Annotated in this window: 13 protein-coding genes; 4 read left to right on the top strand and 9 right to left on the bottom strand. The window is 38.5% G+C overall.

Features of this window, described 5'->3' with window-relative positions; all coding sequences use genetic code 11:
• Window positions 1-10 precede the first annotated feature (10 nt).
• On the top strand, window positions 11-1,945 hold the full coding sequence (locus EGI24_RS07365) for a c-type cytochrome (protein ID WP_255047719.1): 1,935 nt from the start codon (window positions 11-13) through the stop codon (window positions 1,943-1,945).
• A gap of 51 nt (window positions 1,946-1,996) precedes the next feature.
• Here the strand turns inward: EGI24_RS07365 and EGI24_RS07360 are convergent, their stop codons facing one another.
• From EGI24_RS07360 to trpD, 5 genes are all read right to left on the bottom strand, one after another.
• Complete coding sequence (locus tag EGI24_RS07360; RefSeq protein ID WP_255047718.1) at window positions 1,997-2,350, bottom strand: hypothetical protein; 354 nt, start codon at window positions 2,348-2,350, stop codon at window positions 1,997-1,999.
• A 141-nt stretch (window positions 2,351-2,491) separates the two neighbouring features.
• Window positions 2,492-3,403, bottom strand: a complete 912-nt coding sequence (locus EGI24_RS07355; protein ID WP_255047717.1) for a sugar phosphate isomerase/epimerase — start codon at window positions 3,401-3,403, stop codon at window positions 2,492-2,494.
• A gap of 1 nt (window position 3,404) precedes the next feature.
• Window positions 3,405-3,836, bottom strand: a complete 432-nt coding sequence (locus tag EGI24_RS07350) for a type II toxin-antitoxin system VapC family toxin (protein ID WP_255047716.1) — start codon at window positions 3,834-3,836, stop codon at window positions 3,405-3,407.
• Window positions 3,833-4,060 carry a hypothetical protein gene (locus EGI24_RS07345; protein WP_255047715.1) on the bottom strand — a complete coding sequence of 76 codons (228 nt, stop codon included), beginning with the start codon at window positions 4,058-4,060 and terminating at the stop codon, window positions 3,833-3,835. Before EGI24_RS07345 ends, EGI24_RS07350 begins: the two co-directional genes overlap by 4 nt.
• An 84-nt stretch (window positions 4,061-4,144) precedes the next feature.
• Window positions 4,145-5,128 carry an anthranilate phosphoribosyltransferase gene (trpD, locus tag EGI24_RS07340; protein ID WP_255047714.1) on the bottom strand — a complete coding sequence of 328 codons (984 nt, stop codon included), beginning with the start codon at window positions 5,126-5,128 and terminating at the stop codon, window positions 4,145-4,147.
• 241 nt (window positions 5,129-5,369) lie between these two features.
• Between trpD and recJ the strand changes: the two genes are divergently transcribed.
• Together recJ and lptB are read left to right on the top strand one after the other, a co-directional pair.
• Complete coding sequence (gene recJ, locus EGI24_RS07335; protein WP_255047713.1) at window positions 5,370-7,094, top strand: single-stranded-DNA-specific exonuclease RecJ; 1,725 nt, start codon at window positions 5,370-5,372, stop codon at window positions 7,092-7,094.
• 71 nt (window positions 7,095-7,165) lie between these two features.
• Entirely contained in the window at window positions 7,166-7,903 is a 738-nt protein-coding gene (gene lptB / locus EGI24_RS07330) for an LPS export ABC transporter ATP-binding protein (RefSeq protein WP_255047712.1), read from the top strand.
• 60 nt (window positions 7,904-7,963) lie between these two features.
• On the opposite strand, the gene EGI24_RS07325 is transcribed toward lptB, so the two are convergent.
• The 3 genes from EGI24_RS07325 to EGI24_RS07315 all read right to left on the bottom strand — a co-directional run bounded on the left by EGI24_RS07325 (window position 7,964) and on the right by EGI24_RS07315 (window position 11,507).
• A complete protein-coding gene (locus EGI24_RS07325) occupies window positions 7,964-8,557 on the bottom strand; it encodes an OmpH family outer membrane protein (protein WP_255047711.1) in 594 nt (197 codons plus the stop codon).
• 134 nt (window positions 8,558-8,691) lie between these two features.
• The gene (locus EGI24_RS07320) at window positions 8,692-9,048 is read right to left on the bottom strand and encodes a hypothetical protein (RefSeq protein WP_255047710.1); all 357 of its coding nucleotides are present in this window, start codon (window positions 9,046-9,048) and stop codon (window positions 8,692-8,694) included.
• 11 nt (window positions 9,049-9,059) lie between these two features.
• Complete coding sequence (locus EGI24_RS07315) at window positions 9,060-11,507, bottom strand: penicillin acylase family protein (protein ID WP_255047709.1); 2,448 nt, start codon at window positions 11,505-11,507, stop codon at window positions 9,060-9,062.
• A gap of 80 nt (window positions 11,508-11,587) precedes the next feature.
• On the opposite strand from EGI24_RS07315, the gene EGI24_RS07310 reads away from it, so the two are divergent.
• Window positions 11,588-12,079: a rhodanese-like domain-containing protein gene (locus EGI24_RS07310; RefSeq protein ID WP_255047708.1), complete on the top strand. Its 492-nt coding sequence runs from the start codon at window positions 11,588-11,590 to the stop codon at window positions 12,077-12,079.
• Window positions 12,080-12,118: 39 nt separating this feature from the next.
• Here the strand turns inward: EGI24_RS07310 and EGI24_RS07305 are convergent, their stop codons facing one another.
• A complete protein-coding gene (locus tag EGI24_RS07305; protein ID WP_255047707.1) occupies window positions 12,119-12,532 on the bottom strand; it encodes a hypothetical protein in 414 nt (137 codons plus the stop codon).
• Between the last annotated feature and the right edge of the window lie 36 nt (window positions 12,533-12,568).

The following is a 12,568-nucleotide window of genomic DNA, read 5'->3' as shown; positions in this document are numbered from 1 at the left end:
TTCGATAGAGATGAAAGTTAAAATATTAGGCTTTTTATTAATGATTTCTTGTGTGGCTTGGGCACAAGAATCGCCAAAAGAGGAGGATTATTATAAGATAGTTACCTTGCCTGTTCCAGAGGGGATCTTGCTCGAAGTGGGTGGAATAACCATGATGCCGAATGGCTCAATGGCTTTAGCGACAAGAAGAGGTGATATTTGGGTAGTTGAAAACCCAAGTTCAAGAAATCCTTATTTTAGGAAGTTTGCCTCAGGTTTGCACGAAGTACTGGGATTGGTTTATAAAGACGGTTCATTCTATTGTGCTCAAAGAGGAGAACTAACCAAATTGACGGATAAAAATGGTGACGGTAAAGCAGACAGTTACGAAACCGTTCACGCTTGGGAAGTTTCAGGACACTACCACGAGTATTCTTTCGGGCCAAAAATTGCTCCTGATGGTGGTTTTTTTGTAAGCGGCAACGTAGCTTTTGGTGACGAAGAATGGTGGAGAGGCGAGGCCAGAGCCAAAACCAGAGGTTCTGTATTTAAAATTTATGAAGATGGTCGCTACGAGCCCTGGGCGGCGGGTATGCGTTCGCCTGCGGGCTTGGGTATGATAGATGGTGAACTTTTCTATTCTGATAATCAAGGCGATTGGATGGGTTCGGGTGGTATTTGGCATTTAAGAAAAGGCGTTTTTGTGGGTCATCCAGCGAGTTTGAAATGGGCGGCATCACAAAACTCACCCGTCAAATTAACCGAAGATCAGTTTTTTGCCGAAAGAGACAATAGGAAAATTAGAGGTGCAAATGGATATTATATCAAGCCAGAGAATGTTGTAGAAGAGAAATTCAAAATGCTTTATGAATTGAAAGAGAAATATCCGATGGTGCAGACGCCAGTGGTTTGGTTGCCTCACGGAATTTTGGGTATTTCTAACTCTGAAATCATACGAGACGAAACCAACGGTGATTTTGGGCCCTTTTCTGGTCAGGTTTTTATTGGCGACCAAGGTCAGTCTAAAATTATGCGTGTATTCATGGAGAAAGTCAATGGCGAGTATCAAGGTGCAGCTTGGGATTTCCGAGGAGGTTTTCAGTCGGGCGTTATGCGTATGACTTTCTCACCTGATGGTTCTATGTTTGTGGGCGAAACCAACCGCGGCTGGGGAAGTGCAGGCGATGCCAACCAAGGCTTGCAAAGATTGGTTTGGAACGGTAAAGTGCCTTTTGAAATGTTAACTTGCAAAGCGATGCCAGATGGTTTTGAGATTAACTTTACTATGCCAGTGGATAGGAAATCTGCAGAAGATTTGGCTTCAATAGCAGCAAGCAGCTTTTTGTATAAACATCATCCAGTATATGGTTCACCACCAGTAAATAAGCAAGATTTGAAAATAAAAGGAGTAAAATTGAGCGAAGATGGCAAAACATTAAGAGTAGTTTTGGATGGTTTAAGGCCTTATTATATTCATGAGTTAAATCTGGAAGGCATTCGTTCGGCAACTAATTCTTGGTCACTGGTTCATCCTACAGTTTACTATACATTAAACGCCATTCCTGCAGGAAATAAAATGGCTACCACTGAATTAAAAACTTTTGATTCAGGTAAAGCAAAAGCAATTGTGCCATCAAAAGTGACCAAAGAGTTGGTTTCACCAGATGGAAAAGGTAAGCCTACAGCTGCTACAACTGCGAAAAAAGAGGTAATAACATTTGCAACGGTGAAACCATTGCTTCAAAAACACACTTGTTTGGCTTGCCACTCTGAAGACAAGAAAGTGGTTGGCCCAGCATTTAAAGAAATAGCAAAACGTAAATATAGCAACGAGAAAATCGTGCAATTGATATATAATCCAAAGCCAGAAAACTGGCCAGATTTTGCGACGCCCATGGCCCCAATGCCGCAGGTGCCTAAGAAAGATGCACTTACAATAGCGAGTTATATCAATTCATTGAAATAACAAAAAAAGGCTGGAGCATCGCTCCAGCCTTTTTCATTAGAAATCTAATTGTTATTTTAAAGCTGTTTTAAAAGGCTCAAATGTCTTCAATTTTGCCAAATCTGACCCACTTACTTTGAAAGAGAAAAGGTCATTTGAAGGACAAGTACAAGCACTACAATAAATTTTGTCATCGGGCGTGTTCTTGAATTCTTTCAATTCGGTTACGCCTTTATCTTTCAAGAAAAGTTTGAATCGTTCTTGTCTTGATAGATTCCCTTTGTTAGTATAAGCTGCCTCATCCCATGGCTCTGAGCATTGGGTAGGCTTGTAGCTTACGGAGAAATTCTCTCCTACAACTACCTCAGTTTGTTCACAAGAAGTGAATGTGAAAGCCAATATGGCAATTAATGTTAGCATTTTCATTTGTAATGTTGTTTTTTCTTATTGACCCCGAAACAAACTACAAAGTTGGAATTTTATTCTAATAAATCTTAGAGAAGCTTCCAATCTTGAATGTTAAGTACTTAAATTTTAGTATATTAGTAAGCTATTATTTTGATGTTTTTAATCCAAAAATTGCTTCACATAATTCCTTGCTGTTCTGATTGCAGCATGTACATCTTCTTCACTGCCTTCATAAGCCTTGTCTTCTACTTCAATAACTACAGGTCCACGATAGCGGACGTCTGTCAAAGCCGCAAAGAAAGCTCTCCAATTTACATCGCCCAGTCCTGGCAGTTTTGGAGAATGATATTCTAATGGATTGGCCAAAATACCCACTCTGTCGAGTTTGTCTTTGTACACTTTTACGTCTTTGATGTGTACATGATGCAGGCGGTCTTTGTATTGGTAAATCGGTCTGATTTCATCCATCATCTGAAAAATCATGTGCGAAGGGTCGTAGTTCAAACCAAAAAGTGGGGTAGGGAAGGTCTCAAACATTCTATCCCAAACAGCAGGCGAAATTGCTAAGTTTTTACCTCCTGGCCATTCGTCATTTGTAAAAAACATTGGGCAGTTTTCTATACCTATTTTGATACCTTCTTGTTCTGCGGTTTCTATGATAGGTTTCCAAAGTATTTTGAATAATTCAAGGTTGTCTTGCATGTTAAGTGCTTGATTTCTACCTATGAAAGTGTTCATCACTGGTACGCCCAACTGATTACAGGCTCTAATGATTTTCTTGATGTGTTCAATATAAAACTCGGATTTCTTGGGGTCTGCATCTAGTGGATTTGGGTAATAACCAAGCCCAGAGATGCTTATTTTTTTTTGGTTCAAATAATTATTGATGTGCTTGATATCCATATTTTCCACATCGATATGTGTAACGCCTGCATATCTGCGTGCGTCTGCAGAATCACCTGGCCAGCACATTATTTCAACACATTTGAAATCATTATTTGCCGCAAAATCGACAACGTTTTCAAAGCTATAATCTGCTAATATGGCAGATACAAAACCTAGTTTAAGCATATTATATATTAGTTTTTAATCCTTCTTTTTCGAAAAATGATTTTAAGAGAATATCAGATGTGATGAATAAGTCTGAATATGTTTTAAGGGAAATTGCTGTCGATAATTGAATACCGTCTAGTGTTCTTAATCCAAGTTCTCCGTAGTCTGAAAACAGTAATCTTGATTGCTCAAGTATCATACTATCGATTGAAATAAATGAGAATTTGTCAAAGTCGGTTTCGAAAAGGGCAATTGTGATTTTGGCGGTATTTTCACTAATTTCTTTTGTTCTAACCTTTTTCCAGATTGTAGAAGTAAATTCAATTTTTGCTAATTCAGAAAGATAAATTGCTGTAATCTTGAAGTTATTAAATAAACTTTCAATTTCTTGAGTGCCAGATTCTTGGTGATATAATTTTATAAGTGCGGAGGTATCTAGAAAAATTTTCATAGCCCATCTCTTTCATCAATTAAAGAATCGCTGAGCGAACTCTTTAAATCAATGAGATTTTTTTGACTTTTAGAAAAAGAAAAATCACTAAGTTGAATACCATTACTTTTTTCTACATCAACTTCTTCTAAGAAGGTTACAATTACCTTCAAGGGTTTTTTTGAAGGAAATTCTTTATCCAGTTTTACCTGACCGTTGAGATAAGTACCAACTAAAGCTACCATTTTTTGAAGATTTTAATATTCAAATTTACTCAATTAGGTTTAAATTCAAAATCATGAACTAGATTTTCGTATTTAAGACGGTTTTTAGGCCACCAAAAGTTCTAAACTCTGAAACGCTTTTCCGCTTTCCAGTGATTCCTTTGCTTGGGCTATTCCTTCTTCTATTTTGATGTCTCTTGCTACACTCAAGGCTATAGCGGCATTGATAAGTACGGTGTCGGTTTGGGCTTTGGATCCTTGGTTTTTTAGAATATTGATCATGATTTTTCCCGATTCTTCTAGGGTTTCTCCTCCTGAGAGCTCTTGAGGATTTATTCTTTCGAAATTAAAATTTGAAGGACTCAGTAAATCATCGCTTTGCCCATTCGCAAATCTGAAATCACCAGTCAACGATACCTCGTCGTAGCCATCTATGGCATGCAAAACGCCAAATTTTGTACCTGAAGAAAGAAAGAGATTTTTGTATAACTCAAACGTGTTTATGTCAAAGACGCCACTTAATTGTTTCTGCACTTTGGCAGGATTCATTAATGGGCCTAATATGTTGAAGAAAGTCTTTATGCCTAATTCTTTTCTGATTGGTCCGACAAATCGCATAGCAGGATGAAATAATGGTGCGTGCAGATAGCAAATGCCTGCTTTTTCTATTTTAGAGCGGAGGAAATCTACATCATTGGTAAACTTTACGCCTAGATGTTCTAAAACTGTACTGCTTCCCACGGGAGAACTCACGCCGTGGTTGCCATGCTTAGCTACATTTTGGCCTGCACCCGCCACCACAAATGCAGAAGTGGTAGAAATGTTAAAAGTGTCTTTTCCATCCCCACCAGTGCCACATACATCCATAGGGTCAAACGCTGAAAGATCAATAGGTATAGCCAGTTCGAGCATCCCTTCACGAAATCCCTTCAACTCGTCCACAGAGATGCCTTTTTGTTGAATTCCCATTAAAAAAGCGGCTATTTGTGCAGCATTTACTTCTCCAGATCCAATAAGTACTATAGCCTCGCGAGATTCTTCAGTTGTCAAATGGGAGGACGAAATAAGGTTCCCTAGAAGTTTTTTCATTAAAACGTATTTTGAAACCTAAAATAAGTATAGGAAATAGGATTTATCAAGTCATTCAAACATTATTTGCCTAAAAACAAAAAAAGAGTGTCTCCACGACACTCTCTTAAACGATTTATTTGACAAATTTAACGAAAGTACATTTTCTGGATAAAACCTTGGATGCTTTGAATGTCAACATTGCATGTTTTCTTTTGATTTGATTTCAATTTCTGTGCCATAATTTCTAAATTTGTTGATTATGGAAAAAAACTGGAATTTTAAACCCGCACCACTTCTACCGAATGAGACTGAAATCGTCAATAACTTGATAAACCAGCTCTCTATTTCTAAATCTATGGCCACCATGCTTTGGCAACGTGGCGTGAAAGATTTTGACGAAGCAAAACACTTTTTTAGACCACAAATTGAAGATTTGCACGATCCGTTTTTTATGAAAGATATGGATATTGCGGTTAACAGATTGATAAAGGCGGTTGATGAAAATGAGAAAATCTTAATTTTTGGAGATTATGACGTAGACGGAACCACCGCCGTAGCTTTGTTTTATGGTTTTCTGAAAAAATATTATCCGAACATAGAGTATTATAATCCAGATAGATATAAGGAGGGATATGGGATTTCTAATCTGGGAATTGATTATGCTGCAGAAATTGGGGCTACTTTGATGATCAGTCTAGACTGTGGCATAAAATCTATTGATAAAATAGCTTATGCCCAAGCGAAATATGGTATAGAATTTATCATATGTGACCATCACGAACCAGGCGATGAACTCCCAGATGCAGTGGCGGTTTTAGACCCCAAACGCTCAGATTGCCCATATCCATTCAAAGAATTGACGGGTAATGGAGTTGGATTTAAGCTACTTACGGCGTTTTGTATTCGAAAAGAGATTCCAATTGAAAACCTGTTTGAGTTTTTAGATTTGGCCATGGTTAGTATCGCGTCTGATATTGTGCCAATAGTTGGTGAAAATAGAATTTTGGCTTATTTCGGTCTTAAAAAAATAAATGAGAATCCGCGAACTGGGCTGAAAGCTCTTAAGCAAGTGGCTGGTTTTTCAGGAGAAATGAGCATCGAAAACGTTGTATTTGTACTCGGACCAAGAATCAATGCGGCTGGTAGGATAAAACACGCAAAAGCTGCAGTTCAGTTACTTTTGGCAGATGATTTTGATGAGGCATTGAGTTTTGCCTACGAAATTCAAAATAATAACAACGAGCGAAAAGGGCATGATTCAAGAATAACCGAGGAGGCTTTAGAGATGATTCGGAAAGATGATTGGTTGCTCAATATGGCCAAAAGTACCGTTTTGTTTTCTGAAAATTGGCACAAAGGGGTCATTGGTATCGTGGCTTCAAGGTGCATTGAAAATTTTCATAGGCCAACCATCATATTCACCAAATCAGGCGATAAAGTGGCAGCTGGTTCGGCAAGGTCGGTGCCGGGTTTTGATTTGTATGCGGCTATCGAACGCAGTGCACATTTGTTGATACAGTTTGGTGGGCACATGCATGCGGCCGGTATGACCATCGAAATTGAAAAAATTGATGAATTCAGAGCTCATTTTGATCAAATCGTAAACGAAATGATTTTGGAGGAGCAATTGGTTCCTAAAATTAATATTGATATTAAAATAGATTTATCAGAAATCAGTCCGAAGTTTTATAGAATCATGAAACAAATGGCTCCTTTTGGGCCACACAATATGCAACCTATTTTTGTTTCGGAAAACCTGTCCTTAGCTGCGGAACCGAGAATTTTAAAAGAAAAACACCTAAAATTGGAGATTTTGGACGAAGACACAGGCTCAGTTTTTGCGGCCATTGGCTTCGGAATGGTGGACGATTTTTACCAAGTTCTTAAAGCTGGAAATAAATTCAGCATGGCCTATTCGATTGAAGAAAATACGTTTAGAGATAAAACAACTTTGCAGTTGTTTGTTCGGGATATAAAGTTTTAGGGCGACCTAACATTTTTTAACATCCTCACTTAAAGAATAAATTGGTATTTTTACAGCCAAATTGACAAAGCATGATATTACGCACTGAAAATCTTATAAAAAAATACGGTCAAAGATTTGTGAACAATGAAGTGAGCTACCAAGTGGCTCAAGGAGAAATTGTTGGTCTTTTGGGGCCGAATGGTGCTGGAAAAACCACCTCTTTTTACATGGCAGTTGGTTTGGTAAAACCTAATGAGGGCAAGATTTGGCTTGATGACGTGGATATCACCAGCTTGCCAATGTACAAACGTGCCAAATTAGGAATCGGATATTTGGCTCAGGAGGCTTCTGTTTTTAGAGATTTGACAGTTGAAGAAAATATACTCGGTGTAATGGAATTGGCTCTGCCAAAAATGACCAATCAACAACGTAAGGAAAAAACGGAGTCCCTTTTAGAGGAATTTAGCCTTACACATGTACGCAAAAACAAGGGAATTGTGCTTTCGGGTGGCGAGCGAAGGAGAACGGAGATTGCTAGAGCCTTGGCGGTTGATCCAAAATTTATCTTGTTAGATGAGCCTTTTGCCGGAGTGGATCCCATAGCTGTCGAAGAAATACAAAGTATAGTAGCCAAGTTGAAACACCGGAACATAGGAATATTGATAACCGACCACAACGTAAACGAAACCCTTTCTATTACTGATCGAGCCTATTTGCTTTTTGAAGGAAAAATTTTGAGGCAAGGTACTGCCGAAGAATTAGCCGCTGATGAGTTAGTGAGAAAAGTGTATTTGGGAATGAATTTTGAGTTGAAACGTAAGTTTTAAAAATAAAAAAAGACGAGATTTTCGGTCTCGCCTTTTCTTGAATATCTATTTCTAAAAATATTATTTCTTGGTCGAATCAGCTGCAGCTGGTTTTTTGCCAGAACTTTTGTATTCTTCATTAAGTCCTTTCAATACATCTTGAGTGATGTCCAAGTCTTCTTTGGCATACAAAACACCACCACCTTTTGAGTAGCCAATCACCATGTCAAACTTGTTTCCAGAGTTATATTTTTTCAAGTAGGTCTGAATGTTTGTCAATAATTCGTCCGTTTTTTTGGCTTGTTCTTGCTGTAAGTTACCCGCTGCATTGTCTCTGAACATCATGATGTCTTGCTCTTTTTGTTGTAGGGCCAACTGGGTGCTTTTTCCTTGCTCTTCAGTCATACCTCCTGCTTGTGCACGTCTTTGAAACAATGCCACTTCGTTTTGGAACGATTGTGTTCTTTTGGCCAAATCATTCTCAAGAGCAAATCTTTTGCTGTCAAATTCTTTCACTACGTCTTTGTAATATTCGTAGTTGTTCAATAATGTATCTGTGTTTACATATACAATTCTGCCTGAAGGTTGACCGCCAGTTTTTGAGTCACCAGCTGCTTTGTCGCAACCCAAAATGGCCATCGAAAGACCTAAAAATAGTAAGCTTATTTTTTTCATTTAAATGTTTTATTTTCTGAATAAGGGTGCAAATATAATTATTTTAATGATTAATCTAAAGAAAAGGAGAATATGAATCGAATACATAGAAACAAAATGGAAGGCTTTCCAAAGCCTTCATTTCTTATAATATTTTACTTAAAATACCTCCTCATCTGTACACCCGACATGCCAGCAAAACCGCCAATAGCAGTCGCTATGATGGTTATAATGCCAAATACAAGGCCTATTTTCGGAATTTTCGACAAGAAACCTGCTCCGCCTGTAAACATTTCGGCTATTTTGTCTATCAAGTTCACGTCAGCCGTTGCATTTAAAAATGTAGCATATCCAATCCACAAACTCACTGTAGCTGCGGCTGAAATCAAATAGCCTTCTTTGGGTGTTTTGGCTTTCCACCAACAAAGAGACAAGGCCACTGGAGCTATAATCCACCAAGGGCCAAAGTATGAGGCTATGCCTCCGATTACTAATATTAATAAGTATAACATAATCTAGTATTTTATTTTTTAGGTTTGATTGTCATTGTTCTGGTCAATTTCGCGGATTTTTCGTCTTTGTTTTTCATGAAAACCAAGGTGTCCAACTTTCCTGCCGCCCATTTATCTACCATGTTGTCATAATATTTACTTCCAACATTGCCAGACTGTCCTCCAGGATATAGTCCATAACCTCTTGGCCATTCTTTGTCTAGTTCAATCACCATTCTCCATGATGGTCCGTGCGTTTCTGAAGTGGCGTTTACAATGCCTCTGCCTCCACCGTTTATAATACCAGTCCGTGAAAAACCTGGTATTTTGCCCAAATGAGCTATCGAGGTGTTTTTTACTTTAGCCCAAGCCCAAGTTTCTGGTGTCATCGGACCATTGTGTAGGGTTAGACTATCAATAGTAGCCTTAAAACTTCCCAATACGATGTCGTTGATGGTTTCAACCTTGTCTTTGGTGTTTTTGTTGTCAAACCATTTTGCGTTTGATTGCTTTTTGATCATTTCAAAAGTTCGGTCTTCCGTTGGATGTAGCATAAATTGATCTACAGGAAATTCATCTTCCCAAATCCAATTTTCAAGTTCTTTCACCCAACGCTCATAAATAGTAGCACCCACAGCATCGGGATTGTTCATCAAATCCCACTTCTTCATAATTTCTTTGGCTGGAGCAATACTTGCATCTTTTGAAGTTTCTAAAATGGGTAGTAAAGTAGGTAAAATTCTTCTAGCTGCCACATTATAATTATCGTTCAAAATCGACCTTAAACTATCCGCATTGGCATTTTTCATCGCTGCCAATCTTTCATTTATTCTTACTGCCCGATTTGGTGCAGCGAATTTCCAACCCAAATAATACGGATAAGTTGGGTCAGTAGAAAACTGATTGGCCGAGCTTACAAAACCACGTGGAGGGTTTTTGACAGTCGGATTTTGTTCAGCTGGGATCCATCCTTGCCAGTCATGTTCGGGCATGGAGCCATCCAATATATATTTGCCTTGTTCTTTCCACTTTAGCGGGAGTTTACCGTTTGGCGTGATGGCTATGTCGTTTTGGTTACTTGCAAAAATGAAATTTTGAGCCGGTGCAGTATAGAAAGTCAATGCTTTTCTGTAGTCATCGTAGTTTTTGGCTCTGTTGAGATAGTAAAAAATCATCAAGTCCGAGCCCGAGGTTTCTAGTGCTATCCAACGCATGGCATGTCCCGCAGGAGCGTTTTTGTTGAAATTGCTTTCTTTTGATTCGTTGTAAACCACTGGTCCGTGGTGGGTATAAATCAAAGTATCTTTTACGATTTTTCCTGATTTAAGTCTGAACTCCTCGGTGTATTTGGTGGTCGGCGTCCACTTGTTGTTGTACATATAATGCGTTTTTTCGGCATTATTGAATCTTATTTTATAAAAATCCATTACATCGCTGCCCACATTGGTTACTCCCCAAGCGATATCTTTGTTGTAGCCAATCACAATCCCTGGACAGCCAGGTAAGGCTACGCCATATACATTAACTGTCGGACAGCTCAATTGCATTTGATACCATATTGAAGGCAAAGTAAGTCCCAAATGTGGGTCATTAGACAATATAGGTAATCCAGTTGCAGATTTTGCTCCTCCCACTGCCCAGTTGTTTGATCCTATTTCAGGAGCTGGACTTGGTATTTTTACAATTACTTTATCGTCATTTTTTCCAGCCATTACTTTGCTCGGAGTGGTCACTGGTAAGGGTTTAAAGTTCCATGGTGTACCTACCGGAATTATTGGTGACTCCTCTGCGGGATAGTTGGGAAAAAGATCTTTGACAGTATCTAAGCCATATTCGTCTACTACATTGCTAATCCTGAAGTCGTCACTTCCACCATTGAGGGTATTACGCATATTCATGAGCATCAAAATGGTTTTATAGGGTGTCCATTGAGTAGGAGAATAACCCAATATTTTGTACTCTACAGGTAGGTTTTTATAGTCAATTTGAGCAATGTAACTATTTACTCCGTTGGTGTAAGCCTCTAGTATTTTTGAAGAAATCGGGTCACTTTTAAGATTTTCGGCAATTTTTGCTGCTGCTCTGGCCATACCCAGTCTTCTATTGTATCGGTCATATTCTAAGGCCCTTTCACCTACGATTTCGGTCAGTCGTCCTGCCGCTACCATGGTATAGAACTCCATTTGCCAGATTCTGTCCTTGGCCATCACATAACCTTGAGCAAAATAGAGGTCGTCTTCGTTATTAGCAAAAATATGGGGTACCTGGTTGTTGTCATAAATTACCTTTACCTCTTCTTTTACCCCATTTAAGTCAAGAGTTTGATCTGAAAGCGTACTTTTGTTCGTAGTGTTTTGTAGAAATCCTTCAAAAGGACTGAATAATCGGCCCAAAGGTGGAAGTATACCCATGGGTTTATGAAGCAAAAATATCAAGCCAACCATGACCAGATAGCTCCAAAAGTGTTTGATGAATCGCATTGTTTGTTTATTTGGTTTTTTTCGAAATTTATGAAATTTTATTGATTTTATTTTGTTTTACTTAGGTCTATCTTTTCTCAATGAAAAAAATAATTTTTATCGTTTTGGCTCTGTTACAATCATCTGCATCCATAGCTCAATCCAAATCTTTTGATGTGCTTTTGAGAGGCTTAATTAAAAAAACAGTTCCCATTATCAAAGTGCAAGAGCTGAAATCAAAAAGTACTGAAGTGGTATTGTTGGATGCCAGAGAATTGGAAGAATTTGAAGTAAGTCACCTAAGGAATGCCAGATATGTAGGTTTTAATAATTTTTCTTTGGAAGGCATTAAGGATATTCCCAAAACCGCTCCGATTGTTGTGTACTGTTCCATAGGTGTTAGAAGCGAAAAAATAGGAGAAAAACTTTTGGCCGCAGGCTACACCAACGTGAAAAATTGCTACGGAAGTATTTTTGAGTGGGTGAATCAAGGAAACGAAATAGTAGATATGCAGAACCAACCTACCCAAAAAATCCATGCCTACAATAAAAAATGGGGAGTATGGGTAAACAAAGGTGAGAAAGTATATTAAAAAAGAGCAGCTTCAGCTGCTCTTCTTCAATTTATAAGCTTAGGCTCTCTTAAACCCCAACATCCAGCCAGATAAAGCACCTGCAATTGCAGATATGATAGCGTAAACCAATACATCTACGAAAACGCCCGACCAAGTCATCAATGTGGAAGTTCCAAGAATCATACAGTCGTAACTGAAGGTAACCAATGCTCCGATCATCGCCCCAGATATTGCTCCTGTCATCCAAGTTCTGATTCCTGCCCATCTTTCAAAAATGTAAGTTAGAAGAAAGCTAGCTGCTAAGTTTCCAACCGCAATGGCCAACATGTTTGGCTCAGCTTGGACGCCTGCCATACCTGGATTTGTGCTAGCCAATAAATCTTTAAAAACGATGGTGTACATCAAAAAACCACCCATAAAGTAGCCTACAAATCCGAGTAATGTTCCAAAAATCAATTTGTTCGTGTTCATAATTATATTTATTTAGGGTTAATATGATATGAATAT

Source organism: Lacihabitans sp. CS3-21, from assembly GCF_024343675.1.
Lineage (GTDB): Bacteria > Bacteroidota > Bacteroidia > Cytophagales > Spirosomataceae > Leadbetterella.
This window is presented reverse-complemented; position numbering and strand designations above follow the sequence as displayed.